This window comes from Actinoplanes nipponensis, assembly GCF_016862275.1.
In the GTDB taxonomy this organism is placed as follows: domain Bacteria; phylum Actinomycetota; class Actinomycetes; order Mycobacteriales; family Micromonosporaceae; genus Actinoplanes; species Actinoplanes nipponensis.
In genome coordinates this window covers 90,606-114,542 of the sequence record NZ_BOMQ01000074.1, presented here as the reverse complement: position 1 = coordinate 114,542, position 23,937 = coordinate 90,606, and the positions used below count along the sequence as shown (strand labels likewise).

Annotated in this window: 26 protein-coding genes, 1 tRNA gene and 1 pseudogene; 14 read left to right on the top strand and 14 right to left on the bottom strand. The window is 71.9% G+C overall.

Features of this window, described 5'->3' with window-relative positions; genetic code table 11:
• Positions 1–205: 205 nt before the first annotated feature.
• On the top strand, positions 206–1,357 hold the full coding sequence (locus Ani05nite_RS31490) for an endo-1,4-beta-xylanase (RefSeq protein WP_203774434.1): 1,152 nt from the start codon (positions 206–208) through the stop codon (positions 1,355–1,357).
• 233 nt (positions 1,358–1,590) lie between these two features.
• Positions 1,591–2,055, top strand: a complete 465-nt coding sequence (locus Ani05nite_RS31485) for a DUF2690 domain-containing protein (protein ID WP_203774432.1) — start codon at positions 1,591–1,593, stop codon at positions 2,053–2,055.
• A gap of 165 nt (positions 2,056–2,220) precedes the next feature.
• On the opposite strand, the gene Ani05nite_RS31480 is transcribed toward Ani05nite_RS31485, so the two are convergent.
• The 3 genes and pseudogenes from Ani05nite_RS31480 to Ani05nite_RS31470 form a co-directional block, all read right to left on the bottom strand.
• Positions 2,221–3,078: a pentapeptide repeat-containing protein gene (locus Ani05nite_RS31480; RefSeq protein ID WP_203774430.1), complete on the bottom strand. Its 858-nt coding sequence runs from the start codon at positions 3,076–3,078 to the stop codon at positions 2,221–2,223.
• 47 nt (positions 3,079–3,125) lie between these two features.
• Positions 3,126–3,358 (bottom strand): annotated as a pseudogene (locus Ani05nite_RS42445) (hypothetical protein); the annotation flags it as partial.
• 145 nt (positions 3,359–3,503) lie between these two features.
• The gene (locus Ani05nite_RS31470; RefSeq protein WP_203774428.1) at positions 3,504–4,778 is read right to left on the bottom strand and encodes an ATP-binding protein; all 1,275 of its coding nucleotides are present in this window, start codon (positions 4,776–4,778) and stop codon (positions 3,504–3,506) included.
• A 231-nt stretch (positions 4,779–5,009) separates the two neighbouring features.
• On the opposite strand from Ani05nite_RS31470, the gene Ani05nite_RS31465 reads away from it, so the two are divergent.
• The 3 genes from Ani05nite_RS31465 to Ani05nite_RS31455 all read left to right on the top strand — a co-directional run bounded on the left by Ani05nite_RS31465 (position 5,010) and on the right by Ani05nite_RS31455 (position 6,711).
• Positions 5,010–5,085 (top strand) — tRNA-Arg (locus Ani05nite_RS31465).
• Between the two features lie 86 nt (positions 5,086–5,171).
• A complete protein-coding gene (locus Ani05nite_RS31460; RefSeq protein WP_203774426.1) occupies positions 5,172–6,047 on the top strand; it encodes a helix-turn-helix domain-containing protein in 876 nt (291 codons plus the stop codon).
• 106 nt (positions 6,048–6,153) lie between these two features.
• Positions 6,154–6,711 carry a hypothetical protein gene (locus tag Ani05nite_RS31455; RefSeq protein WP_203774424.1) on the top strand — a complete coding sequence of 186 codons (558 nt, stop codon included), beginning with the start codon at positions 6,154–6,156 and terminating at the stop codon, positions 6,709–6,711.
• 115 nt (positions 6,712–6,826) lie between these two features.
• On the opposite strand, the gene Ani05nite_RS31450 is transcribed toward Ani05nite_RS31455, so the two are convergent.
• A complete protein-coding gene (locus Ani05nite_RS31450) occupies positions 6,827–7,702 on the bottom strand; it encodes a LysR family transcriptional regulator (protein ID WP_203774422.1) in 876 nt (291 codons plus the stop codon).
• Between the two features lie 70 nt (positions 7,703–7,772).
• Between Ani05nite_RS31450 and Ani05nite_RS31445 the strand changes: the two genes are divergently transcribed.
• Positions 7,773–8,138: a YybH family protein gene (locus Ani05nite_RS31445; RefSeq protein ID WP_203774420.1), complete on the top strand. Its 366-nt coding sequence runs from the start codon at positions 7,773–7,775 to the stop codon at positions 8,136–8,138.
• 14 nt (positions 8,139–8,152) lie between these two features.
• Here Ani05nite_RS31445 and Ani05nite_RS31440 read toward each other — a convergent pair whose 3' ends face one another.
• A complete protein-coding gene (locus Ani05nite_RS31440; RefSeq protein ID WP_203774418.1) occupies positions 8,153–8,833 on the bottom strand; it encodes a type 1 glutamine amidotransferase domain-containing protein in 681 nt (226 codons plus the stop codon).
• Positions 8,834–9,058: 225 nt separating this feature from the next.
• On the opposite strand from Ani05nite_RS31440, the gene Ani05nite_RS31435 reads away from it, so the two are divergent.
• From Ani05nite_RS31435 to Ani05nite_RS31420, 4 genes are all read left to right on the top strand, one after another.
• Positions 9,059–9,235 carry a hypothetical protein gene (locus Ani05nite_RS31435; RefSeq protein ID WP_203774416.1) on the top strand — a complete coding sequence of 59 codons (177 nt, stop codon included), beginning with the start codon at positions 9,059–9,061 and terminating at the stop codon, positions 9,233–9,235.
• A 17-nt stretch (positions 9,236–9,252) separates the two neighbouring features.
• On the top strand, positions 9,253–9,441 hold the full coding sequence (locus Ani05nite_RS31430; RefSeq protein WP_203774415.1) for a hypothetical protein: 189 nt from the start codon (positions 9,253–9,255) through the stop codon (positions 9,439–9,441).
• A gap of 174 nt (positions 9,442–9,615) precedes the next feature.
• Entirely contained in the window at positions 9,616–10,053 is a 438-nt protein-coding gene (locus Ani05nite_RS31425) for an ATP-binding protein (RefSeq protein ID WP_203774414.1), read from the top strand.
• 61 nt (positions 10,054–10,114) lie between these two features.
• Positions 10,115–10,486, top strand: a complete 372-nt coding sequence (locus Ani05nite_RS31420) for a hypothetical protein (RefSeq protein ID WP_203774413.1) — start codon at positions 10,115–10,117, stop codon at positions 10,484–10,486.
• A gap of 8 nt (positions 10,487–10,494) precedes the next feature.
• On the opposite strand, the gene Ani05nite_RS31415 is transcribed toward Ani05nite_RS31420, so the two are convergent.
• The 5 genes from Ani05nite_RS31415 to Ani05nite_RS31395 are packed head-to-tail and all read right to left on the bottom strand — an operon-like array spanning position 10,495 to position 14,557.
• A complete protein-coding gene (locus tag Ani05nite_RS31415) occupies positions 10,495–11,439 on the bottom strand; it encodes a quinone oxidoreductase family protein (protein WP_239130821.1) in 945 nt (314 codons plus the stop codon).
• On the bottom strand, positions 11,439–11,798 hold the full coding sequence (locus Ani05nite_RS31410) for a hypothetical protein (protein ID WP_203774412.1): 360 nt from the start codon (positions 11,796–11,798) through the stop codon (positions 11,439–11,441). Before Ani05nite_RS31410 ends, Ani05nite_RS31415 begins: the two co-directional genes overlap by 1 nt.
• On the bottom strand, positions 11,795–12,658 hold the full coding sequence (locus Ani05nite_RS31405; protein WP_203774411.1) for a DODA-type extradiol aromatic ring-opening family dioxygenase: 864 nt from the start codon (positions 12,656–12,658) through the stop codon (positions 11,795–11,797). Before Ani05nite_RS31405 ends, Ani05nite_RS31410 begins: the two co-directional genes overlap by 4 nt.
• Before the next feature lie 13 nt (positions 12,659–12,671).
• Entirely contained in the window at positions 12,672–13,451 is a 780-nt protein-coding gene (locus Ani05nite_RS31400) for a citryl-CoA lyase (RefSeq protein WP_203774410.1), read from the bottom strand.
• Positions 13,433–14,557, bottom strand: a complete 1,125-nt coding sequence (locus Ani05nite_RS31395; protein WP_203774408.1) for a CaiB/BaiF CoA transferase family protein — start codon at positions 14,555–14,557, stop codon at positions 13,433–13,435. Before Ani05nite_RS31395 ends, Ani05nite_RS31400 begins: the two co-directional genes overlap by 19 nt.
• A gap of 191 nt (positions 14,558–14,748) precedes the next feature.
• Between Ani05nite_RS31395 and Ani05nite_RS31390 the strand changes: the two genes are divergently transcribed.
• The 4 genes from Ani05nite_RS31390 (at position 14,749) to Ani05nite_RS31375 (ending at position 18,792) form a co-directional block, all read left to right on the top strand.
• Positions 14,749–16,179 (top strand): amidohydrolase family protein, encoded by a 1,431-nt coding sequence (locus Ani05nite_RS31390; protein WP_203774407.1) that lies wholly within the window; start codon positions 14,749–14,751, stop codon positions 16,177–16,179.
• 29 nt (positions 16,180–16,208) lie between these two features.
• Entirely contained in the window at positions 16,209–17,006 is a 798-nt protein-coding gene (locus tag Ani05nite_RS31385) for an IclR family transcriptional regulator domain-containing protein (RefSeq protein ID WP_203774406.1), read from the top strand.
• Positions 17,007–17,076: 70 nt separating this feature from the next.
• Positions 17,077–17,688 carry a GNAT family N-acetyltransferase gene (locus Ani05nite_RS31380; protein ID WP_203774405.1) on the top strand — a complete coding sequence of 204 codons (612 nt, stop codon included), beginning with the start codon at positions 17,077–17,079 and terminating at the stop codon, positions 17,686–17,688.
• Positions 17,689–17,700: 12 nt separating this feature from the next.
• Positions 17,701–18,792 (top strand): DNA glycosylase AlkZ-like family protein, encoded by a 1,092-nt coding sequence (locus Ani05nite_RS31375; protein WP_203774404.1) that lies wholly within the window; start codon positions 17,701–17,703, stop codon positions 18,790–18,792.
• Between the two features lie 13 nt (positions 18,793–18,805).
• On the opposite strand, the gene Ani05nite_RS31370 is transcribed toward Ani05nite_RS31375, so the two are convergent.
• From Ani05nite_RS31370 to Ani05nite_RS31355, 4 genes are all read right to left on the bottom strand, one after another.
• Positions 18,806–19,105 (bottom strand): DUF3040 domain-containing protein, encoded by a 300-nt coding sequence (locus tag Ani05nite_RS31370; RefSeq protein WP_203774403.1) that lies wholly within the window; start codon positions 19,103–19,105, stop codon positions 18,806–18,808.
• A gap of 98 nt (positions 19,106–19,203) precedes the next feature.
• Positions 19,204–20,472, bottom strand: coding sequence for a bifunctional glycosyltransferase family 2/GtrA family protein (locus Ani05nite_RS31365; RefSeq protein WP_203774401.1), 1,269 nt, complete (start codon positions 20,470–20,472; stop codon positions 19,204–19,206).
• Between the two features lie 135 nt (positions 20,473–20,607).
• The gene (locus Ani05nite_RS31360; protein ID WP_203774399.1) at positions 20,608–22,740 is read right to left on the bottom strand and encodes an ArnT family glycosyltransferase; all 2,133 of its coding nucleotides are present in this window, start codon (positions 22,738–22,740) and stop codon (positions 20,608–20,610) included.
• A gap of 73 nt (positions 22,741–22,813) precedes the next feature.
• On the bottom strand, positions 22,814–23,890 hold the full coding sequence (locus Ani05nite_RS31355) for a 3-deoxy-7-phosphoheptulonate synthase (protein WP_203774397.1): 1,077 nt from the start codon (positions 23,888–23,890) through the stop codon (positions 22,814–22,816).
• Between the last annotated feature and the right edge of the window lie 47 nt (positions 23,891–23,937).

Here is a 23,937-nt window from a genome sequence, read left to right as displayed (position 1 = left end):
CTGATCGGTAGCCGCCTCGCCTGCCTGGCTCGCCAGTTCCGTAGGGTAATGCCCTGGTTGAGATCGGACGGATGGCCGTTCACGGCCAGGAAACATTGACGAAGGCTGTTCGCTCCGCCTAGCTTGTGGAGAAATCCCGGCGCGTCAACTCCGAAACTTTCAGCACCGGCATGCCGTGTGTGATGCGTCCGTCGTCCTCAAAGGAGTGATCTTGAGAAAGGCATACCGTGTCGCCGTGGCCGTCCTCGCCACGTCGACGCTGCTCGGCCCCGGCATCCAGCCGGCCCAGGCCGGTACGAAGGCGACCGGCGGCCGGTCCGTCGTGGACCACCACCCGGGCAAGTGGAATCTGCCGCTGCGCTGGGCGGCACCCCGCGACCTGCGCATCGGATCCGCGGCGGCGGGCGGCGGCCACCACCTCGAGCAGGACTACCCGGACCCGTTCACCTACGACCAGCCGTACCGGAAGGTCCTGGCCCGCGAATTCAACTCGGTCTCCCCCGAGAACCAGATGAAGTGGGAATTCATCCACCCCGAGCGCCGCAAGTACAACTTCGGCCCGGCCGACGCGATCGTCAAGTTCGCGCGGCAGCACGGTCAGGTCGTCCGCGGGCACACCCTGCTCTGGCACAGCCAGAACCCGGCGTGGCTGACCGAGGGCCAGTTCACCAAGGCGGAGCTGCGCGCGATCCTCAAGGACCACATCTTCACGGTGGTCGGCCACTACCGCGGCAAGATCCAGCAGTGGGACGTCGCCAACGAGATCCTCAACGAGAATGGCGAGTACCGCCAGGAAAACATCTTCATCCGTGAACTCGGCCCGGGCATCGTGGCCGACGCCTTCCGCTGGGCGCACCAGGCCGACCCGAAGGCTCAGCTGTTCCTGAACGACTACGGCGTGGAATGGCCCGGCGTCAAGGTCGACGCGTACGAGGCGCTGGCCAAGCAATTGCAGGCCGACCGCGTGCCGCTGCACGGCTTCGCGTCCCAGGCCCACCTGAGCATGCGGTACGGCGCCCCGGACCAGCTCGGGGCCGTGCTGCAGCGCTTCGACGACCTCGGTCTGCACACCGCGATCACCGAGCTCGACGTACGCATGGATCTGCCCGAAGGCGGCGTGCCGACCGCCGAGCAGCTGACGACGCAGGCCGCGTACTACAAGACCGTCCTGGACGCCTGCCTGGCCGTCGACGACTGCAATTCCTTCACCATCTGGGGCTTCACCGACAAGTACTCCTGGGTGCCGGTGTTCTTCCCGGCCGAGGGCGCCGCGACGGTGATGGGGAACAACTTCGAGCGCAAGCCGGCGTATTACACGCTTCGCGACACTTTGGCCGCGGCGCGCTGGAACCGCTGAGATTGAAAGGTGGAGGCGGCAGCACTTCGGTGCTGCCGCCTCCGTCTGTATCAGGCGGGAGTTGGTCAGTCTGCGGCCGGTGCGGGACCTGCCATAGGGCGCTGACGGGCACAGCGCGACGCCGGCCGAGCCGGAGCCGGATCGATCCTTTCAGCCCTGACTGAACGGTGTGGTGCCGGCCGCCTGCCGCTGCAGAGGATGTTCCTCGTTCGCCCGACAGAGAGGAACAAACCATGAGGATGACACCACGGGCGCGGCGCTTGGCGGCGCTGCTGACGGCGGCCGTCGCGACGACCGGGGCGGCGCTGAGCCCGATCGTCGCCACACCGGCCGCCGCGGCGACGAGCTGCTACAAGATCTGCGACGGAGTCGACCCCAACCGAGCCGCCTGGGAGGACCCCAACGGAGTCCTCCACAAATGCAACGCCGACGCCCGCACCATCTACACCGTCGACCCGGCGAGCACCGGAGCCGTCGAACTGCGCTACAGCTCCAGGTGTCGGATGGCGTGGGCCCGCGGGGGCCTGCACGGCATCAAGATCGAGGGGTTCAACGCCGACGGATCGCTGCGCACGGTGTACTCCTACTACAGCACCAGCCAGACCGGGTACACGCAGGCGGTGAACGATGCCGGGCTGACTGCGCGGGCGTGCATCTTGACGCCGATGGGCGGCTGGACCTGCGGATCCCGGTACTGATTCAACGCCCACGCATGGGCAGTGGGCCGCGGGAGGACATGAGAGCATGCCACATTTCCGGAATGGGAACCCGTGCCTCCACTGGCCGCGTTCCCCGCCGTCGAGCTGCGGCAACCGGTCGACCGCCAGACCTTACGGCGACCTCGCGGCCGACCGACGAAACGCTCAGATGTCCGGCGTCTTGGGCGGCCAGGCTTCGTAGGCGTCTTCGGACTGCTCGATCGTGATGCCGTGGGTAGTGGGGTCGAAGCCTGCTGGCCACCAGGTTCGCCGATTGGCGTAGGAGCCGGTGAAGTCGACGTTGTCCAGGATGGCGCCGCGGAGATCAGCGCCTCGCAGGTCAACCTCGCTGAGGGCAGCGCCGGTCAGGTTGACGTCGCGCATGCGTACGTGCCAAAGGGTGCACCCGTGCAGGTTGGCGTTGGGTAGGTCGGTGTGTGCGATGTCGGCGGTGAGCCACTGTGGCGGTACGTGTCCGGGTTCTATCCAGTGGGTGAGCGTTGTCAACGCTGCTTGAATGTCGCTGGCCCGGGACCGGAGCGGAAGGTGGGGGTCGTCGAGGCTGGTCCAGCCGCGGTGGGCGCGTGTCCGGACGTAGGTGGCGAGAAGGGCGACGACCCCGGCTCGCTCCGTGACCGCCTCCGCGGCGATCCGGTCAAGAGCGTGAATGGCGCCGACGCGGATCGTCTCGTCGGTGCTGGCGAGCTGTTCCACGACTCGTGTGTAGCGGTCGGTCAGGTGTCCGGCGCGCTGCAGCTCGATCTGCGCCTGGGTGGCGTGCATGTTGTGTTGTAGTTGCCGCCAGCCGACGTACGCGCCGCTGAGCACCACGACGGAGCCGACGGCTTGAATGACGGTAGACCTGATCTGGTTGATGGCGTTGGCCATCTCGGGTGGTCGTAGATTTTTCATGTCCGACCCAAGATCCAGCCGCAAGATCCATCGAGGCTCGATCAGTGCGATCATGAAAAGAAGCACCAGAATGCCACCAACAGCGATTACGACGGGCGGAAGGCGTCGCACGCCTCCTCCTCTGTGACAGTCAGTATCAAGGACTCAATATTCACCTCGCCATCGAACCTGATCCACGCCAACCGGCTACGCCGACAAAGCTCGGTTGGCTGAAGACTGACCGCCTCGCCGACGTTGCGCCAGGCGGTGGCCACGCCCACCTCGAACCCGGCGGATAGGTGGGTGAGGGGTCGCCGTTACGCAGGCGCCGCCAACGAGATCGTCGCTGGTGGCGATGGGTTCGGATCAGACCCGGCCACCGCCCTCCCCGGACGCTGCTGACCTGCGCCATCAGGTTGGAATGGTTCATTGATTCTGAATGACCAGCTTAATGGCCACTCCCGCTACCGAAGAAAGGGGCGGGTTCGGCTGGTCTGCTGATCGGCCTTCATCCATCGATGACGGCGACTACCCGTGATCGGGCCATGCGCCGGTTGTCAGGGTTCGAGCAAGCAGAGCGGGATCACCGCGATGCCGTCGGCGCGACGGTACGCCTCAGACCCGGTGGTTATGACCGCCGCATCAAGTAGATCGTCGCCGAGTTGTCTGCGCAGCCAGGTGAGGTGACGGACATCGTCATCGCTCACCGACGGCGACAGCTTGACCTCGAGCGCCACGACTCGTTGATCGGCGCGCTGGATGATGAGATCCACCTCGTGCCGACTGTCCCAGGTGCGTAGGTGATGAACCGTGGCTTCAGCTACCTGCGCGTAGACCCGCACGCTGAGCGTCACCAGCGACTCGAACAAGGCGCCCAGCAGAGGACCAGGCCGGCGTACCGGCGCGTTCGGTGCTGAATCGTCGAGCAGGGCGGGTACGTCCACACCAAGTAGTCGGGCGGCGAGTGCCGGGTCGGCGAGGTGGTGTTTCGGTGCGGCGCCGAGTCTGCTGAAGGCGCTGCGGCTGGGCAACCAGCCGGGCACGGGATCGAGCAGCCACAGTTGCGACAGGACGTCGCGGTACGCGGTCGTGGTCGTCTTGGCGGGCTTGTTGGTCTCGCCGGGTGTGGCCGCGTCCAGGATGGCGTTGTAGGAACTGGTGGTTGCCGTTGCGGCGGCGTACGCGGCTAGCCACCCGCGCAGGGTGTCGGGGCGGCGTACCAGGTGGCCTTGCTCGGGGAAGTCTCGTTCGACGATGCGGTTCAGGTAGCCGTCGAGCTGTGCCCGGCGAGCACGCGGCGGCAGTTGACGGATGGCGGGGAATCCGGAGCGCACGATCTCCTCGGCGTAGTCGACCAGGCTCAGCGCAGTGCCTCCGCCCACGGCCGGCCGCCGTCCGGTGAGCAACTCCCGAAGGCTGACCGTCGGCTCGGCCAGGGCCCGCTCGGCCAGGCTCATCGGTCGCATCCGGAGCTGGACGATGCGCCCGGCTCCGGAATGTGTCGGCGCAGACGTGGGGGTGGCGCTGCCGGTCAACAGGAACCGGGCCGGTGCGGGATTACGGTCGACGCTGCGCCGCACAAAGTCCCAGACTGCCGGCTCGCGCTGCCACTCGTCGATGAGGACCGGCGCCGGGGCACGGTCGAGGCGTTGCGGATCGGCGGTGAGCAGCTCCCGCTGTGTCGCGTCGTCCATGGCGAAGGCGGTGGCGGCGCGCCGCTGGGCCGTGGCGGTCTTCCCGACGCCCTTCGGCCCCTCGAGACTGATGGCAGGCAAGCCGCCGAGAAGCTCATCCAGCTCTTGATCAACGGCCCGCAACTGATATGGCAACACGTTACAAGACTACCGTAGACGCATCTTGAAGACTACCGTTCACACATTACTCATGCTCCCGTAGACACGGATGTCCCGGGCACGCCGGGCCGCGTGTGCGCGGGATTGCTCCGGAGGCGCTCCGGCCAGCAACGGGAATGCCCACCGGTCGACCAGATGGCACTCGTGGGGCCCCGACGGGACGCCCGGGCACTCGTGGACATCCCCAGCTGGGTACGATGTGGGCCGCAGGCCCTCGTAGCTCAGGGGATAGAGCATCGGTTTCCTAAACCGTGTGTCGTAGGTTCGATTCCTACCGGGGGCACCACCACCGCACCAGCATCTCTTTCCCCAACTGGCCCCACCCGCCCCCCAGTGGCATGCTCAACCGAAGAAAAAGCGCGGAGGTGCGCGTTGAGCAGATCACCGGAGCGGGGTGGCCCCGGCGATGCCCCCACAGTCGTCCGTGTCCTGGTGGGCGCCTACCTGCGACGACTCCGGGAGCGCAGCGGTCTCACCCTCGCCGAGGCGGCCGCCGCGATCAACGGCGACGAGTGGCAGATCGACCGCATGGAGTTGGGGCAGTCCCGGCTCGTCGAGCGGGACGTTCTCGACCTTCTCTCCCTCTACGGCGTCTACGACGATCTGGAACGCGACGTCTTCCTGGACCGCGTACGCGAGGCCAACGCCCCGGGCTCGTGGCGGGCGTACAGCGATGTCACCCCGGACTGGTTTCCCCGCTATCTCGGGCTGGAGGCCACCGCCTCCCTGATCCGCACCTACGAGGTCCAGTTCGTCCCGGCGCTCCTGCAGACCGAGGAGTACGCCCGGGCGGTCGCGCGCCGTGACGAGGCTGCTCGCCGGGTGGAGCGTCAGCAGTTGCTCACCCGTCCGCATCCGCCGAAGCTCTGGGCCGTGGTGGACGAGGCCGCCCTGCGGCGCCCGGTCGGGGGGAGGCGGGTCATGCGGGATCAGCTCGAGTCGCTGCTGGCGGTGGTCACCAAGGCTTCGAACGTACGGCTGCAGGTCTTGCCGTTCAGCGCCGGCCGGCACGTCGCCGCCGGCGGGTCGTTCACCATTCTGCGGTTTCCGCGGCCGGAGCTGCCCGATCTGGTGTGTCTGGAGCAGCTCACCAGCGCGCTCTACCTGGGCGGTCGGCACGACGTCGACTTCTACTTCGACGCGGTGAGCCGGCTGTTCGTCCGGGCCGCGCCCCTGCGGGACACACCGCGGATCCTGGAGCGGATCATCGATGACCTGGAGGGTGCACCGCGCTCCATGGTGGACTGACGCGCGACGACCAGGAAAGACGCGCCCCTCGGCCCGCAACCCCCGGCCGGTGCCGTACGTTCTCTGAACCGTCCGTTCCCGTTCCGAGGCAGGGCGAGGGCACCGCATGAATGTGATCGACCTGGACCGGCCGGCCGTCGTACCTCCCGCTCGTTCCCGCCGGTCGCATCTGCTCGTCGCGGCCGCGCTGGTGGTCGGGGCTGTGCTCGGCGCCTGCGCCACCTACGGCTGGGCCGTGCGCCGGGAGGCCGCCGTCCGCGACCGGCCGGTCGCCGTGTTCGTCTTCGCCGAGGCCAGTCCGTTCGTCGACGGGTCGCCCGCGGACAGCGTCGTGCGTGGCGGGCGGGTCACCACCGTCACGCTCACCCGGCGGGTGACGCTGGTGAACGCCGGGCCGATGCCGATCACCATCCGTGACCTGTCCGGTTCCCGGCCGGGCGTCAGCGTGCACGGGGTGGACGAGCGGCGCTGGATCGCGCCCGGCGAAACCGTGCAAGCCGAGGCCGATGTGCGGGTCGACTGCGTACACGGGCTGCCGCTGGGCCGGCTGCCGGTCACGCTGTCGGTGCAGACCTTCGGCCAGCGGGACCGCGAGACGCGGCCCCGTGAGGGCTTCGACGGCACGCCCTGGAGCGAGCAGGCCGAGGTCGCCTGCGCGGCCTGAACCGGCCACGCGCGAGATCCGCAGCGAACCGGCCGGCCAGCACGGCGAGCCGGCACCCGCGGCGGGAAGGCAGGCCGCTGGGAGAACCGGGGCAAGGCGGGCGGTGAGCGAGAGCCTAGGCCGCGAAGGCGCGGCGGCAGTGCGGCAGCAGGGCCCGCAGCACCGCGCTCTCGCCCTTGCGCCACACCAGCGCCAGCATCGCCGGCAGCTCGACGTCCTCGATCGGCACCGACCGCAGCCCGGCCACCTCGGCCGTCATCGACGCGCTCAGGATCGCCACCCCCAGGCCGCGCGCGGCCAGGTCCAGGACCGCGCCCGGCGCGGTCGCCTGCAGCGCCACGGTCGGGCGGACCCCGGCGGCCGCGCAGGCCTGGTCGAGCACGCCGCGGATCCCGGTGCCCACCGGCAGGCAGATCAACGGGTACGCGGTCAGCCGCCGCAACGGCACCGACTCCCGCTCGGCCAGGTCGTGCCCCGGCGCGACGGCCGCGACCAGTCCCTCGCTGAGGACGGTCAGCGACTCCAGCCCGTCCGGCAGGCCGCCCGCCACCGCCACCAGGGCCAGGTCCGCGTGGCCCGCCCTCACGTTCTCGACCAGCACCTCCGAGTTGTCCTCGGCCAGGGTGATCTCGATCCGCGGGTGCCGGCGGTGGAACGAGGCCAGCGCGTCGAACAGCGGGGTGATCGTGCAGCCGGTGACCATGCCGATCCGCAGCTTGCCGCGGACCAGCCCGTTCACCTCGTCGCAGGCGGTGCGGATGGCCTGGGCCGCCGCCAGCGCCGTACGGGCGTGCGGCAGCGCCGCCGCGCCGGCCGCGGTGAGCCGGACCATGCGCGCGGAGCGGTCGAACAGGTCGGCACCCAGTTCCCGTTCGAACTGGCGGATCTGGGCGCTCACGCCGGACTGGGTGATGTGCACGCGGTCGGCCGCGCGGGTGAAATTGGCCTCCTCGGCCACCGCCACGAAGTATTCGAGCTGCCGCAGATCCATGAGTCGTGATGATAGCTACGACAAGAACCATCTGTTGGACTTGTCACTCGGGTGGGGCGAGGCTGGCCTCATGACCGAACGTGAGAAGGCCGCCCGCCCCGAGGATCTGACCCGGCTGTTCGTCGAGCGGGCCAACGCCAAGGACGCCGAGGGTATCGCGCTGCTCTACGAGCCGGACGCCGTGATGGCGTACCCGCCGGGTCAGCAGACCGTCGGGCGCGAGGCCATCCGCAAGCTGTGGGAAGAAGCGCTTCCGCACCTGCCCGCCTTCCAGCCGGAGCCGCCGTTGCCGACGTTGATCAGCGGCGAGCTGGCGCTGACCTCGACCCCGCCCCGGGACGGCGCCGGGGCCCGCGCCCAGGTGGCCCGCCGGCAGAGCGACGGCACCTGGCTGCGGGTCCTGGACCAGCCCGAGTTCGTGAACCCCGGCTCCTGACCCGGCGCGCCGGCTCAGAGCTGGGCGAGGATGGCCCGGCCGGCGGCCTCGGCCGAGGCCGGGTTCTGCGCCGTGATCAGGTTGCCGTCCACGACCACGTGCGACGCCCAGGCCGGAGCCGACTCGAAGACGGCGCCGCCCGCGCGCAGCCGGTCCTCCAGCAGCCAGGGGGCGTTGTCCGCCAGCCCGGCCTGCTTCTCCTCCTCGTCGGTGAACGCGGTCAGCTTGCGGCCCTTGAACAGCCAGTTGCCCTCGGCGTCACCGGCGGACAGGAACGCCGCCGGGCCGTGGCACAGGGAGGCGACGACCTTGCCGGCGTCCGGCAGCATCGCGGCCAGGATGCGGGCCACGTCCGGGTTGACCGCCAGGTCCTGCATCGGGCCGTGCCCGCCGGGGATGAAGACCGCGTCGTAGCCGGCCGGGTCGACGTCCTCGAGCCGGGCCGGGGACTGCAGCACGTCCCGCACGCTCTCCAGGTAGGCGCGCAGCGCGGGGGCGGACTCGTCGCCCAGGCTGGCCTCGTCGGCGACCGGGACGCGGCCGCCCGGGGTCGCGACGGTGACGTCGTGGCCGGCCTCGACCAGCAGCCGGTACGGCGCGACGAACTCCTCGGCCCAGAACCCGGTCGGGTGCTGGGTGCCGTCCCTGAGACTCCACACCCGGGCCCCGGACAGCACCACCAGAACAGCTGACATGACTACCTCCACGCATCGACGTCATGGCCACCGTATGTCGCGGGTCGCCGGGCGGCCCCACCGCGGCCGACGGTCCGGCGATGGAGAAACGGATTCGTGGTACGGTGAGTGTGTTCCCGTTTCGAAATCCGTTGACGTTTATGGCGCCCGGTGGGTATACGCACCCGTCCGGCGCTTTTTTCGTTTTCGCCGACGTCACGACACACCTGAAGACGGGCCGATGAAATGATCCAGAAGAGCGCCATCATCGCCAAGCTCCGCGAGCGCGGGCAGAATGCCCGGGCGGACTGGGTCGACCGGGAGCTTCCCGACACCCTCGATCCCTTCCTGCACAGCGGGCTGCTGTCCACGCTGCACCTCGATCTCAAAGAACTCGAGAGCCCAGCTTCTCCCACCCCATAAGAGCATCGGATCGATCAATGAACTCCACGGACAACAACGACGCCGACCTGTTCCTCGCGCCGGCCGGAAGCGCCGCGCCCGAGGACAAGTCGGAGGCGGCCGACAACAGCGCCGCGGCCATGACGCGGCTGCGTGACCCGTTCGCCGTCGAGGGCGCCGAGCCCGCCCAGCGCGGGGAACGCCAGGCCACCGCCGAGGCGCACTAGTCGCTCGGCCGGCGGCGGCCGTCGGCCGGCGCTCCGGCCGGCCGCTGAGCCGCCCGGGGCCGACCGGCCCGGAAACCGGCGGTGGCAGACTGGACGGGTGCAACGCCGACGTCCGGGGTTGTCCGCCGGGCGCCCGGGACTGCCGCGCCCGTCGTCGGCCGCTGGTCCGCTGGAATGACGTTGCCACCTGCCACCGCCCCGGAGCACCGCGCCGGCGGCTGCCTCGCCGTGCTGGCGGAGGTGCCGGCCACGGGCTCGGCCTGCGGCCTGGGACGCCGGTTCGTGACCGACACGCTGCTCGGCTGGGGCGTGCCCGACCCGGTCGTCGAGGTCGCCGTGCTGGTCACCAGCGAGCTGGTGGCCAACGCCGTCAACCACGCGCCGCCGCCGGGTGAGCTGCGCGTGCTGGCCGGCGCGGGGCGGGTCCGCATCGAGGTCGGCGACGGCAGCGCGCGGGAGCCCCGCATGGTCCGGCCGGGTGATGCCACGGCCGGTGGCCGGGGGCTGCTGCTGATCGACCGGCTGGCCAGCCGGTGGGGTTGGGATTCCCGGCCGCCGGGAAAGAGCGTCTGGTGCGAGGTGAGCCTCCCGGCCTCCTCGCCCCGAATGTAGGCTGCGATTCGTGGGTGGTTCGGACGTTCCGGATGACCGGCAGAGGGCCAGGGCTGCGAGCTTGGACGAGTGGGAACGGCGGCTCGGCGAACGAGAGCGCGCGGCCGACGAGCGTGACCGGCGTGCTGACCAGCGCGAGCGGGACGCCGACCGGCGCGAGCTGGACGCCGACGCGCGGGAGGCCGACGCCACCGAGCGCGAGCGCAAGCTCGACGAGGAGGCCGAGCACCAGGCCGAGCGCACGGTGGACCCGATCGGGCGGTTCCGGGACGCCATCGAGCGGACCTCGGCCAAGACCGAGCGTAGCAACGAGTTCCTGCAACGCTCCCGGGCGGCGGTCCAGCGCGGTGTCGACCGCATCGAACGCGTGCGCACGGAGACGTCGCGCTCGCAGGAATCGGCCCAGCCCGGGCCGGAGAGCGCCGGTGACTGACGCCGGCGCTACGGGATGACGACCATCCGGCTGTCCGTGCGGCGCCAGGCCGTCGTGACGTCGCTCAGCCGTACCGTTTCATGATCGACCGCCAGCCGCCCGGCCGCCGCATGCTCGGCGACCAGGGTGAGCGCCGCGGCCCGCTGCGCCGGGGTGAGCTCGTTGTTGGTGTAGCCGAGCACGCGCAGCGAGCCCGCGCGCAGCGTCGCCGAGTCCAGCGGGGCGGTCTCGCCGGCCGCGCTGCCCAGGTTGACCAGCCGGCCGCCGGGCCGCAGCGTCCGCAGCGCGGCCGCCGCCGGGATCCCGAACAGCGGATCCAGGACGAGATCGACCGGGCCGTCGGCGGCGGCCCGCAGGCGCGCCGTCAGCCGGGCCACATCGTCACCGTCGTGCAGCGGTACGACCACAGCCGCCCCGGCCCGCGCCGCCCGCTGCCGGGCCGCCCCGGAACGCGCCGCCGCGACGACCCGGCCGGCCCCGGCCAGCAGCGCCAGCCGGATCGCGCTCTGCCCCACGACCCCGCCCGCCCCCAGCACCAGCACGTGCTCGCCCGGCCGCAGCTCGCCGCGCCAGGTCAGCGCCAGGTGCGCGGCCACCGCGGAGAGCCCGAGCGCCGCGATCAGCCGGTGGTCGACGTCGTCGGGCAGCGCCACGGTGTCGGCGGCGCGCACGGCCGCGTACTCGGCCAGGCTGCCGTCGCCGGGGCGCATGCCCGCGCCGGTCGGGAACCAGACCGCCGTGCCGTCGTCGCGCAGGCCGACCCCCTGGACGCCGGGCACGTACGGGGTGGCCGGCACGCCGAAGTACGACGTGCCGGACGCGCACAGCCGGTCCAGCGGGGTGATGGACGCCGCGGTGACCCGGACCAGGATCTCGTCCTCGGCCGGCACCGGCACCGGCCGGTCGCCGACCACCGGCGCGGTGCCGCACGCGCGCAGCAGCGCGGCCCGCATCAGGTGGCGATGTCCGGGTACGGCAGCGCGAAGTGGGCCAGCCGCGCCCCGAACGCCTTCTGATACTCCAGCGGCCCGTGGTCGCGCTCGAACATCGCGATGAACAGGGTCAGGGTCAGGAACGGGTGCGCGCCCAGGGCGAACAGCGCCACGTGGTCGTGCGCGGCCAGCGCCTCGCGTTCCTCCTCGGTGAAGCGCAGCCAGGTGCTGGCCTCACCGGCGTGGCAGTTGAGGACCTTGTTGGCGCACTCGGCCTCCCACCAATCGACCGTCCCGCGCGGGTCCTCGCGGTAGCGTTCCACCAGTTCGGGATCCCGGTCGACGAAGTAGAGGAACTTGTCCAGCAGGTACCTGCTCATGCGTCCACCCCGTTCGGGTACCAGGTGAAGTAGGCCTCCATGGTGTGGAAGAGGTCGAGGGTGTCCACGTGGTCGGCCTTCCGGCCGGCGCCGGCGACGCCCATCATCAGCATGAAGTCCATGAAGCCGTGGGTGGCGTTGCCGGGGGAGTGCAGGCTGTCCAGGGTCACCTCGGCCAGGCAGCGCTCCAGGTCGCCGGTGGCGATCCACTCCACGGCCTTGCGGTCGAACTCGGGGTCCGGGCCGTGCGGGCCGAACTGGCGCGGGCCGCCCAGCTCCAGCGACAGGTGCCCCGTGCCGATCACCGCGACCCGCAGGTGGCTGGGCCACGACTCGACGATGTCGCGGATGGTCTGCCCGAGCTGGACGAAGCGCTTCGGCTGGGGCAGCGGCGGCGCGAAGATGTTGGTGTAGATCGGCACGATCGGCAGGTCGGCCTCGGGCCGCAGGGTGATGATCGGGCAGGTGATGCTGTGGTCGATCCGCAGCTCGTTGCTGAACGCCAGGTCGAAGCCTTCGTCGAGCCCGGCCCGCAGAATGTGGGCGGAGAGGTCCTCCTGGCCCTTGAGCAGCATCCGGGGCAGGCCGAACTCGCGTTCCTCGTTGTAGAAGTTGGCGTCGTAGAACGGCGCCTTGCCCACCAGGAACTGCGGCATGTTGTCCAGCCAGAGCTGGTGGAAGTGGTCCGAGCCGACCATCACCAGCACGTCCGGGCGGGCCCGGGTCAGCGTCTCCCGGAAGGCGGTGATCTTGCTGACCCACTCGTCGGCGAACGGCGGCCGGTCCTCGCCGGTCGCGGTGCTGGCCTTGTAGTAGAAGGGATGGTGGGTCGAGGCGATCACCGCGACGACGGTGGCCATGGCGGCTCCTTTCTCATTCCTCGTAGACGGCGTTGCGGTCGACGGTCAGGTAGACGTCCATGCCGATCGGGTTGCGGCGTTCCTCGGCCAGGTGGCCGAGCAGGCCGGCCGCCCGGGCCAGCAGCGCGAAGCCGCGCAGCAGGTCGACCGGCAGGCCCAGGTCGGCCAGCGCCGCGCCGCACACCCCGGCGCCGTTCAGCGGCAGGGTCTTGTTCAGCACCTGCGGGTGCACCCGGCCGATGGCCTCGAACAGCCGCAGGTGCGGCCCGCGCAGGCCCTCCTCGTCCGCGATGCGGATCAGCACCGGGGTACGCGGGTCCTGCTTCTTGTGCACCGGGTGGCCCAGCCCCGGCACGAACTTCTTCGCGGCGCGCGCCTCGGTGATCACGGCCAGCGCGAGGGCGTCGAAGCCCGCGTCGTCCTCCGGTACGCCGTCGGCCAGCGCCGCCGCCAGGAACCGTCCACAGTCCTCGGTCACCCCGAGGAAGCGCGAGCCGCCCCCGAGCAGCCCCGCGGCCAGCGCCCCCTGCAATGACTCGGGCGCGCTCAGGTACGTGAGCCGGGCGGCGATGGCGGTCGGCGTGAAGCCGTGGTCGGCCAGCGCGACCAGCACCGTCTCGAAGACGCGGACCTCGCCCGGGGTGGGGCGGCGGCCGGCGACCAGCCAGTAGGCCAGCTCGCCGAAGCCGACCCGGCCCATCAGGTCCGCCGCGAGGTCCTGACCCAGCAGCCGGATCTGCGTCTCGTCGGAGGTGCCGAGCCCGGTCGGGAACCTCAGTCCTTGGTCAGCCACGCGCGGATCTCCTCACCGTGTTCGTCGAGTCCGGGCGGCGGCAGCTCGTAGCCGGCCGGGGTACCGGAGAACGTGATCGGGTTGCGGACGCCGGGGACTCCGCCGGACTCGACCACCGGATCCAGCCCCAGCTCCTCGGCGAGGGCCACGCCGCCGTCGATCGTGTTGATCGGCGCGCACGGCACCCCGGCCGCGAGCAGTTCGCGGAACCACTCGTCCTTGGTGCGCTTGGCGAGCCGCTCGACCAGCAGCGGGCGCAGCGCCTCGCGGTTGGCCGTGCGGTCCTGGTTGCGGCCGAAGCGGGGGTCGTCCGGCAGCTCCGGCAGGTCGAGCACCTGGCACAGCTTGCGGAACTGCCCGTCGTTGCCGGCGATGACGATCAGCTCGCCGTCGGCGGTGGGCAGCGGCTCGTACGGGAACAGGCTGGGGTGCGCGTTGCCCATCCGGAACGGGACGGTGCCCCCGGCCACGTACGCGCTGGAGTGGTTGACCAGCCCGGACAGCGCGGAGGAGAGCAGGTTGACCTCGACGTGCTGGCCGCTGCCGGTGGCGTCGCGGTGGTGCAGCGCGGCCAGGATGCCGATGCTGGCGTGCAGCCCGGCCATCACGTCGAAGACCGAGATGCCGGCCCGGTACGGCGAGCCGTCCGGGTCCCCGGTGAGGCTCATCAGCCCGGAGACGGCCTGCACCATCAGGTCGTAGCCGGGGTAGTTGGCGCCCGCGCCGGTGCCGAAGCCGCTGATCGACGCGTACACGATCTTGGCGTTGCCGGCCGCGACGGTGTCGTAGTCGAGGGCGAAGCGCCGCAGGCCGCCGGGCCGGAAGTTCTCGATCATCACGTCGGCCCGGGCGGCCAGGCGCTGCGCCACGTCCAGGTCGGCGGGGTTCTTCAGGTCCAGCGCGATAGACCGCTTGTTGCGGTTGATGCCCAGGTAGTAGGTCGACACGTCGTCGCGGACCGGGGGCATCCAGGTGCGGGTGTCGTCGCCGGCCGGGCCCTCGACCTTGATCACCTGGGCGCCGAGGTCGGCGAGCAGCATCGTCGCGTACGGGCCCGCCAGGATCCGGGAGAAGTCCGCGACCAGCAGTCCGCTGAGGGGTCCCATGTGCCGCCTTTCGAGGTGTTGACCGCTAGGCGGACAGACGTCCGCGCTTTTGTCAGTCTCGGCGCAGGGCAATGAGCTGTCAACCGTCGCCGCGCCGAAACATCTCCTTGACACGTCTGGTGAGCCGCAACACACTGACGCCGAGGCAGTGACCGCTAGACGGACGTCTGTCCGGAGGGAGTCGACGGCGAATGACCGACAGTGTTCTGTTCCGCAACGGCACCGTGCTGACCATGGACGACCGGCACACCGTGCTGCCGAACGCCGACGTGCTGGTGATCGACCGGCGCATCGCCGAGGTCGGCGTGGGGCTCACCGCCCCCGAGGGCGCCACGGTGATCGACGCGACCGGCGGCATCCTGATGCCCGGCATGATCGACACTCACCGGCACATGTGGCAGACGGCGATGCGCGGCTACGGCGCCGACTGGACCCTGACCCAGTACTTCGTCTGGTACTACCTGGAGTCCGGCAAGCTGTTCCGCCCCGAGGACGTCCACGCCGGCAACCTGCTGGCCGCCATCGAGGCCATCGACGCCGGCGTCACCACCACCGTGGACTGGTCGCACGGCCTGCAGACCCCGCAGCACGCCGACGCCGCGGTCGACGCGCTGCAGGCGGTGCCCGGGCGGTTCGTGCTCGCGTACGGCAACATCCAGCAGGGCCCGTGGGAGTGGTCGGCCAGCCCCGAGTTCCGCGACTTCGTCCGCCGGCGGATCACCCCGGGCGACGACATGCTCGGCTTCCAGATGGCCTTCGACGTCACCGGCGACCCGGCGTTCCCGGAGAAGGCCGCCTTCGAGGTGGCGCGCGAGCTGGGCGTGCCCGTCACGACCCACGCCGGGGTGTGGGGCGCGACCAACGACGACGGCATCCGGCTCATGCACGAGCACGGCTTCATGACCCCGCAGACCGTGTACGTGCACGCGGCGACGCTCACCCACGACTCGTACCACCGCATCGCCGCCACCGGCGGCTCGGTCTCGGTCTCCACCGAGAGCGAGCAGAGCGCCGGCCAGGGCTACCCGCCCACCTGGATGCTGCGCGACCACGGCATCGGCGTCTCGCTGTCGATGGACACCAGCGTGTGGTGGAGCGGCGACCTGTTCTCCGCGATGCGCACCACGCTCGGCGCGGACCGCTCCCGCGAGCACATGGAGGCGCACGCCCGGGCCGACACCGTGACCCACGTGCACCTGCGCGCCGAGCAGGTCGTCGACTGGGCCACCCGCGGCGGCAGCAAGGCCCTCGGGATGGACTCGGTGATCGGCAGCCTGGAGGCGGGCAAGAAGGCCGACGTCGTGCTGCTCAGGAACGACGACTCCCCGGTGATGTTCCCGATCCTGCACCCGTACGGCCACGTGGCCTTCCAGGCCCAGCGCGGGGACGTGGACACCGTGCTGGTCGACGGCCGGATCGTCAAGCGCGACCACAAGCTGGTCGGGGTGGACCTGGCCGCGGCCCGCGCGCAGGTCGGCCGCACCATCGAGCACCTGCGCGCCACGATGGGTGAGGAGGCCTGGCAGCGCGGGATGAACCCGGACGTGCCCGAGACGAAGGTGCGGGACAACCCGTACACCTACACCGAGTGGGACGCCGGCTCGGCGCAGTGGAAGCATTAGCCGGTCGGACGATCACGTCAGGGGGCTCGATGGCACGGGAGACCGGTCCGGACTTCATCGAGGCCCTCGCCCGCGGGCTGGAGGTCGTGCGCAGCTTCCGGCCGGGCCGCCGGGTGTCGACGCTGAGTGAGATCGCCGCCGACACCGGGCTGGCCCGGCCGACCGTACGCCGGATCCTGCTCACGCTCACCGAGCTGGGCTACGTGCGGGCGGTCGAGCGGGGGTACACGCTGACCCCGCGGGTGCTCGAGCTGGGCATGGCCTACGTGAACTCCCTCGACATGTGGGACGTGGCCCGCCCGCACATGGAGCGCCTGGTCGCCCGGACCGGGGAGTCCACGTCGATGGCCCAGCTCGACGGCTCGGACATCGTGTACGTGGCCCGGGTCGCCGTACCGAAGATCGTCACGCTGGCCGTGTCGATCGGCACCCGCTTCCCGGCCGCGGCCACCTCCATGGGCAAGGTGCTGCTGGCCGCCCTGGAGCCCGCGCAGCTCGACGCGGTGCTCGCCGAGCCCGGCCGGTCCGGCATCAGCGCGCGCTCGCAGCCGGACCGCCCGGCGCTGGAGGCCGCGCTGCGCGAGGTCCGGGCCAAGGGCTGGGCCCTGGCCGACCAGGACCTCGCCCTGGGCATCCGGTCGATCGCGGCCGGCGTGCGCAACGGCGACGGCAAGGTCGTCGCCGCGCTCAACGTGACCGTGCACGCGGCGGAGACGTCTGTCGATAAATTGACAGGCGAGTACCTGCCGTTGCTGCTGCGTGCGGCGGCCGACATAAGCCATGACTGGTCATTGCTGGATACCGCGCCGATGGTCGTGCGGGGCTGAGCCACCCGCCCGCGGCTTTGTCGGGCTCACCTACTGGCAGGAACCGGTCGCTTACGGGCAGGATCGGCCCATGACGACCGCCGGCCGCCTGCCCTACCCGATCGCGCTGACCGGAGACGGCGTCACGCTGCGCGAGTGGCGCGACGAGGACCTCGACGATCTGGTGGAGCTGCTCGACGAGCCCGACATCGCGCGCTGGACGCCGATGCCGTCCCCGTTCGACCTCGAGGCCGGCGTGGCCTACCTGAAACGGGCCCGGCAGAGCCGCGCCAGCGGCCAGCGCATCCAGCTCGCGATCACCCTCGACGGTGGCCGGCCGATCGGTGAGGTGCTGCTCTTCGGCGTCGATGCGGGCCTGCGTGAGGCCGAGCTGGGCTATCTGGTGGGGGCCGCGCACCGCCGGCGCGGCCACGCCTCGGCGGCGCTCTCGCTGTTGTCCGGGTACGCCCGCGGCAGCCTCGGCCTGAGCCGCCTGCTGCTGCGCATCGACCCGGCCAACACGGCCAGCTGTGCCGTGGCCCGCCGCTGCGGCTACCGGCTCACCGGCGAGCCGCCCATCCTCCAGGAGGGCCCGTACGGCCCGAGCAGCCTCGACACCTGGGAACTCGTCTCGGCCGGCGGCGGCGCCCGCCTCGAGCGACTGAGAAACGTCGCCGCCCGGCGATACGGTCGCCGCGGGTGAAGGATGGCTCCCATGGACGTGGACCGCGGCCAGGTGCTGGCCTACCGGATCGCCGCGCTGGGGCTCGCCGAGCGCGGCCGGGACCGCCCGGCCGACCTGGACGTGCTCGATCTGGGCGTGCAGGAGTACACCCCCGGCTCCGTACGGGTGGCGCTGGCCGCCCGCACCGAGGCCCCGCTGGAGGACGACCGCCTCCTGATGGTCTGGGCGGCCCGGGGCGCACCCCACCTGCACCGCCGGCGTGACCTGAAGAACCTGGTCAAGGCGCTCTGGCCGGTCAGCGACGCGGATGCGGCGGCCCGGATCAAGAGCGGCCAGATCCCGGCGGCCGGCCGGCTCGGCATCGAGGCGTTCGCGGTGACCGCGCGGGCGTTCCGCGCGGTGGTGCGCTCCTCGATGCCGCGCGGCGAGGTCAGCACCCAGGTCAGCGCGCGGGTGCCGGCGGAGTTGACCTACGACTGCCGGAGCTGCGGCGCCCGGCACATCGCCGGCAACGTGTGGCAGCACTCCGGGCTGGCCGGCGGCATCCAGGTCGAGTCGCGGGGCCGCGACGCGATGCTGGGCCCGATCCGCGACGCGCCGGCCCAGCCCACCGGGAACGAGGGCATCGGGGCGCTGATCACGACGTACCTGCGGCTGCTGGGGCCGGCGACGCCGGTCGAGCTGGGCAAGTACCTCGGCAGCTCCACCGCGGAGATGAAGCAGGTCTGGCCCGCCGGCCTGGCCGAGGTGCGCGTCGCCGGCCGCCGGACCTGGCTGCCGGCCGGCTCGCTGCCGGCGTTGACGGCGGCGGAGCCGATGTCCGGGGTGCGGCTGCTGCCGGCGATGGACCCGTTGCTCCAGGCCCGCGACCGCGACCTGCTGGTGCCGGAGCGGGCCCGGCAGAAGGAGATCTGGCGGCTGCTCGGCAACCCGGGTGCGCTGCTGGTGGACGGCGAGATCGCGGGGGTGTGGCGGGCGAAGATGGCCGGCCGGCGGCGGGTGGATCTGACGGTCACGCCGTTCGGGACGCTCACCGCCCGGGCCCGCAAGGCGGTCGAGCAGGAAGCGGCGGCGGTGGCCCGGGCGCGGGAGGCCGCGGACGCGACGGTCACCTTCACGTAGTGGCCCGCGGTGGTCACCAGGGCGGGGGGAACATCTCCGGATCAGCGGGGTCGCGGCCCGGACGGCAGCGGTAACCCAGCGCCGCCACGATGACCGTGCCCCACACCCCGGCGACCACCGCCGCCCCCCACCAGCCGAAGACGGCCAGGATGAGGGCCGCGGCCCAGATCACGCACCCGGTCAGCACCAGGGAGAGCGGCAGGCGCCGGCGGGCCGGCGAGTCGCCGCGCATGCGCGCGCAGAAGTCCGGGTCGTCGCGGCGGAGCTGGCGTTCCAGCTGCGCCAGCCTGCGGCTGTCTTCCTTGCTGAGCATGCTGCCACCTCCGGCGGGGCCCGGACTCCCAAGGCACATCGACCGGGGCCGTTTCCGCGGCCCCGATCCCTGCCATTGTTACTCGCCGGTCACCGATTTCATACCGTTGGGGGACTTGCGTTCACATCTGCTTCATGCAGGACCGGCCGGCCGGGCCGGGTGCGGAAGACCCAGCTGCGCATCAGCAGGAAACGGACCCCGGTGGCGACCAGGTTGGCGACCACCAGCACGCCCAGCTCCACCGTGGTCGGCGGGTCGCTCAGCGCGTGCAGCAGCGCCAGCGAGCCACTGGTCAGGCCCAGCCCGACGGCGAAGACGGCCAGCCCCTGGGCCTGGTGCCGCCACGCGCCGTCGGCGCCGCGTACCCGGAAGGTGACCCGGCGGTTGGCCGCCGTGTTGGCCACGGCCGTCACCAGCAGCGCGATCAGGTTGGCGGCCTGCGGGCCGGCGCCGGCCCGCAGCAGCGCGTAGAGCAGCAGGTAGGCCAGGGTGCTGGCCGCGCCGACCGCGGCGAAGCGCAGCAGCTGGCCGGTGAGGCCGGCCGGCACGCCGGCCACCGGCAGAGGGTTGCGGCCCAGCTGCTCGCGCAGGGCGGCCAGCGGCAGCCGGCCGGTGCCCAGGGCCCGGGTGAGCCGGGCGATGCCGCGCAGGTCGGCCAGCGCGGTGGCGACGATGTCGACCCGGCTGTCCGGGTCGTCCACCCAGTCCACCGGCACCTCGTGGATGCGCAGTCCGGCCCGCTCGGCCAGCACCAGCATCTCGGTGTCGAAGAACCAGCCGGTGTCCTCCACGATCGGCAGCAGCCGGGACGCCACGTCCGCGCGGATCGCCTTGAAGCCGCACTGGGCGTCGGAGAACCGTGCCGCCAGGGTGCCGCGCAGCAGCAGGTTGTAGCCGCGGGAGATGAACTCGCGCTTGGCCCCGCGGACCACCCGGGAGCCGCGGGCCAGCCGGGAGCCGATGGCCAGGTCGGAGTGCCCGGAGATCAGCGGGGCGACCAGCGGCAGCAGCGCGCCGAGGTCGGTGGAGAGGTCCACGTCCATGTAGGCCAGCACGGTCGCGTCGGAGTGCGTCCACACGAACTTCAGCGCCCGGCCGCGGCCCTTCTCGCGCAGGTGCACGGCGGCGACCTCGGGCAGCGTCGCGGCCAGCCGGTCGGCCACCTCGGCGGTGGCGTCGGTGCTGGCGTTGTCCGCGACGGTGATCCGGAACCGGTACGGGAACTCGGCCCGCAGGTAGTCGTGCAGCCGGCGGACGCACGGCTCCAGGTCGGTCTCCTCGTTGTAGACCGGCACGACCACGTCGAGCACCGGAGCGACGACCCGTACGTGCTCGGCGGCGGGCGTGGGCAGCGTGGAAAGGCTCATGCCAGCAAGGTCGGCTTCCGGGCTTTGCCCGGATTGTGGCGACCCTGTGGCGGGCCTGTGAGTGTCGTTCCCCGGCGCCGGCACGCCGGCCGGGCGGCCCCCGAGATCGAGGGCCGCCCGCTGGTCGGTCGTCATCTACTGCGCGGTGAGGTCGTAGACGGTCACGCCGTCGACGGTCTGGGCGGTGAAGGTCGCGGTGACCCACGCGGAGATCTGCGAGCTGGTGTTGCTGCCGCCCGAGCCGGCGCCGCCCCGGCCGCCGCCGAAGCCGCCGCCGCTGCCGATGAAGTAGTGGATCTTTCCCTCGGCCACGTACTGCTGGAACTGGGCGAGGGTGGGCGACGGGTCGCTGCCGTTGAAGCCGCCGATCGCCATCACCGGGTCGCCGGTGGCCAGCTGGTAGCCCGAGGCGTTCTGCGAGCCGACCGCGGCGGCCACCCAGGTGTACCGGTCGGCGTTCGCCTCCAGCAGGGCCTTCATCCGGTCGCTGACCGTGGCCGCGTTCAGCAGGCCGCCCATGCCGCCACCGCCGCGCATCCCGCCGCCGGTCGCCGTGCCGCCGGGGGCGGCGCCGCCCGGGAGGGTGCCGGTCGTGCCGCCCGGCGGGGTGCCGCCGCCCGGGAACCCGCCGCCGGGGAAGCCACCAGCGGGGAAGCCGCCGCCCGGGAAGGCGCCGCGCTGGCCGCGCCCGCCGGCGCCGCCGGGACCGCCGCGGCCGCCGAAGCCGCCGCCCTGCGAGGCCGGGCCGGCCGACGGGATGGACCCGGTGTGCGGCGTGGCGGCCGTCTGCACCGCGTACGCGGCGGGGCCGGCGAGCACCGCGGCGACGGCCAGGCCCGCGGTGGCCAGCGCGATCCGGGCCGGCAGTCGCAGCGTGGCGAGCACGCCCAGCGCCGCCAGGACGCCGCCGGCCAGCACCACCCAGCGCAGCCAGGGCAGGAAGTCGGCGCTCCGGCCGAGCAGGTGGTACGACCACCACGCGCTCACCCCGATCGCCGCGGCCAGGGTCAGCGCCGCGAAGACGTTGCGCCGGTGGCGCCACAGCAGCACCGAGCCCATGCCGACCACCGCGCCGATCGCCGGCGCCAGCGCCACGGTGTAGTACGCGTGGAAGATGCCCTGCATGAAGCTGAACACGCTGGCCGTGATGACCAGCCAGGAGCCCCACAGGATCAGCCCGGCCCGCAGCCGGTCGGTGCGCGCCGCGCGGGCCGTCAGCACCAGCCCGGCGACCAGCGTGATCAGCGCGGCCGGCAGCAGCCAGGAGACCTGACCGCCCTGCGAGCCGTCGAACATCCGCAGCAGGCCGGTCTCGCCCCACATCCCGCCGCCCGCGCCGCCGGCCCCGCCGCCGCCGACGCTGCCGGTCTCCTCGCCGTTGAGCCGGCCCAGGCCGTTGTAACCCAGCGTCAGCTCGAGCAGGCTGTTGTTCTGCGAACCGCCGATGTACGGGCGCATCGACGCCGGCACCAGCTCGACGACGGCGATGTACCAGCCGGCCGCGACGACGACCGCCAGCCCGGCCAGCAGCAGCTGCCAGATCCGCTTGCCCAGCTTCGGCGGGCCGGCGAACAGGTACGCCAGCGCGTACGCGGGCACCACCAGCAGCGCCTGGAGCATCTTGGTCAGGAAGCCGAAGCCGACGAACACCCCGGCCAGCACCAGCCACTTGGTGGCGCCGTTCTCGATCGCCCGCACGGTGGCGTACGCGCCGGCCACCATCAGCAGCACCAGCAGCGCGTCCGGGTTGTTGAACCGGAACATCAGCACCGCGACCGGGGTCAGAGCCGACACGGCCCCGGCGAGCAGGCCGGCGGCGGGGCCGTACCAGCGGCGGACCGTGGCGTACAGCAGGCCGGCCGTCGCGACACCCATCAGCGCCTGCGGCACCAGGATGCTCCACGAGCTCAGCCCGAAGATCCGGACGGACAGCGCCATGATCCACAGGGACCCGGGGGTCTTGTCGACCGTGATCGAGTTCGCCGCGTCGGACGAGCCGTAGAAGAAGGCCTTCCAGCTCTCCGAGCCGGCCTGCACGGCCGCCGAGTAGAACGCGTTGCCCCAGCCGGAGGCGCCCAGCCCCCAGACGTAGAGGACGCCGGTGAGCAGCAGCAGGGCGAGCAGCGCGGGCCGTACCCAGGCGGCGTCGTCCCCGCGGCCGCGCCAGAACGCCGACCAGCGGGACCGGGGACGGTCCGCCGGTGGCGGCGCGGCGGGCGGGGGGCCGGCCGGCGACACCATCGGCGGTACGGGCAACGTCGAGGTCATCGGGGTTCCTTAAGGCAGGCGGAAGCACTGACCTGGTTACTGTCTTCCGCCCGCCTGTCGGCCCCTTATGCCGTTACTGTGCGCCGCCTGTGAGTGCCCGGCGCTTCGCGGAGGCGGTGGCGAGCCGGTCCAGCACGCCGACGGTCGGCTCCCAGCCCATGCACGCGTCGGTGACGCTCTGCCCGTACGCCAGCTCGCCGCCCAGGTCCTGCCGGCCCGGGATCAGGAAGCTCTCCAGCATCACGCCCTTGATCCCCCGCTGGCCGGCCTCCAGCTGGCCGGCCACGTCGTCGGCGACGATCGGCTGGCGCAGGTGGTCCTTGTTGCTGTTGCCGTGCGAGCAGTCGACGATGAGCCGCTCCGGCAGCCCGGCGGCGCGCAGCTGGGCCAGCGCCGCGTTGACGTCGGCGGCGCTGTAGTTCGGGCCCTGGCCGCCGCGCAGCACCAGGTGGCAGTCCGGGTTGCCGGTGGTGTGCATGATCGCCGGGGTGCCGGAGACGTCGATGCCGGGGAAGACGTGCTGGGCCGCGGCGGCGTTGATCGCGTCGATGGCGGTGGCGATGCTGCCGTCGGGCCGGTTCTTCATGCCGATCGGCATGGACAGCCCGGAGGCCAGCTGGCGGTGCACCTGCGACTCGACCGTACGGGCGCCGATCGCGCCCCAGGCCACCGTGTCGGCGATGTACTGCGGGGTGATCGGGTCCAGGAACTCCACGCCGACCGGCAGGCCCCGGCCGAGCACCTCGAGCAGCAGCGCCCGGGCGACCCGCAGGCCCTGGCCGACGTCGCCGGTGCCGTCCAGGCCGGGGTCGTTGATGAGCCCCTTCCAGCCCACCGTCGAGCGCGGCTTCTCGAAGTACACCCGCATCACGATCAGCAGGTCGTCGGCGAGCCGGGCGGCCTGGTCGCGCAGCCGGTCGGCGTACTCGGTGGCGGCGACGGGGTCGTGCACCGAGCACGGCCCGACGACCACGAGCAGGCGGGGATCTCGGCCGTCGAGCACGGCCTCCACCTGCCGGCGGCTGTCCAGCACGGTCGCCGACAACTCGTGGGTCAGCGGCAGCTCGTGATGCAGCAGCGCGGGGCTCATCAGCGGCACGACGGTCTCGATGCGCTGGTCGCTGACCCGCTGCACCTCGGGGATGGTCACGGCTGTCTTCTCCTCCGCCGGGACCGGGGGCCGGCGGCCCCGGTGTG

What these genes read in the sequence shown, in the direction of transcription:
- Ani05nite_RS31485 (WP_203774432.1), top strand. Translation starts at nt 1,591, where the DNA reads ATGAGGATGACACCACGGGCGCGGCGCTTGGCGGCGCTGCTGACGGCG.
- Ani05nite_RS31455 (WP_203774424.1), top strand. Translation starts at nt 6,154, where the DNA reads ATGAATGTGATCGACCTGGACCGGCCGGCCGTCGTACCTCCCGCTCGT.
- Ani05nite_RS31450 (WP_203774422.1), bottom strand. Translation starts at nt 7,702, where the DNA reads ATGGATCTGCGGCAGCTCGAATACTTCGTGGCGGTGGCCGAGGAGGCC.
- Ani05nite_RS31445 (WP_203774420.1), top strand. Translation starts at nt 7,773, where the DNA reads ATGACCGAACGTGAGAAGGCCGCCCGCCCCGAGGATCTGACCCGGCTG.
- Ani05nite_RS31440 (WP_203774418.1), bottom strand. Translation starts at nt 8,833, where the DNA reads ATGTCAGCTGTTCTGGTGGTGCTGTCCGGGGCCCGGGTGTGGAGTCTC.
- Ani05nite_RS31435 (WP_203774416.1), top strand. Translation starts at nt 9,059, where the DNA reads ATGATCCAGAAGAGCGCCATCATCGCCAAGCTCCGCGAGCGCGGGCAG.
- Ani05nite_RS31430 (WP_203774415.1), top strand. Translation starts at nt 9,253, where the DNA reads ATGAACTCCACGGACAACAACGACGCCGACCTGTTCCTCGCGCCGGCC.
- Ani05nite_RS31425 (WP_203774414.1), top strand. Translation starts at nt 9,616, where the DNA reads ATGACGTTGCCACCTGCCACCGCCCCGGAGCACCGCGCCGGCGGCTGC.
- Ani05nite_RS31415 (WP_239130821.1), bottom strand. Translation starts at nt 11,439, where the DNA reads ATGCGGGCCGCGCTGCTGCGCGCGTGCGGCACCGCGCCGGTGGTCGGC.
- Ani05nite_RS31410 (WP_203774412.1), bottom strand. Translation starts at nt 11,798, where the DNA reads ATGAGCAGGTACCTGCTGGACAAGTTCCTCTACTTCGTCGACCGGGAT.
- Ani05nite_RS31405 (WP_203774411.1), bottom strand. Translation starts at nt 12,658, where the DNA reads ATGGCCACCGTCGTCGCGGTGATCGCCTCGACCCACCATCCCTTCTAC.
- Ani05nite_RS31395 (WP_203774408.1), bottom strand. Translation starts at nt 14,557, where the DNA reads ATGGGACCCCTCAGCGGACTGCTGGTCGCGGACTTCTCCCGGATCCTG.
- Ani05nite_RS31390 (WP_203774407.1), top strand. Translation starts at nt 14,749, where the DNA reads ATGACCGACAGTGTTCTGTTCCGCAACGGCACCGTGCTGACCATGGAC.
- Ani05nite_RS31385 (WP_203774406.1), top strand. Translation starts at nt 16,209, where the DNA reads ATGGCACGGGAGACCGGTCCGGACTTCATCGAGGCCCTCGCCCGCGGG.
- Ani05nite_RS31380 (WP_203774405.1), top strand. Translation starts at nt 17,077, where the DNA reads ATGACGACCGCCGGCCGCCTGCCCTACCCGATCGCGCTGACCGGAGAC.
- Ani05nite_RS31375 (WP_203774404.1), top strand. Translation starts at nt 17,701, where the DNA reads ATGGACGTGGACCGCGGCCAGGTGCTGGCCTACCGGATCGCCGCGCTG.
- Ani05nite_RS31370 (WP_203774403.1), bottom strand. Translation starts at nt 19,105, where the DNA reads ATGCTCAGCAAGGAAGACAGCCGCAGGCTGGCGCAGCTGGAACGCCAG.
- Ani05nite_RS31365 (WP_203774401.1), bottom strand. Translation starts at nt 20,472, where the DNA reads ATGAGCCTTTCCACGCTGCCCACGCCCGCCGCCGAGCACGTACGGGTC.
- Ani05nite_RS31360 (WP_203774399.1), bottom strand. Translation starts at nt 22,740, where the DNA reads ATGACCTCGACGTTGCCCGTACCGCCGATGGTGTCGCCGGCCGGCCCC.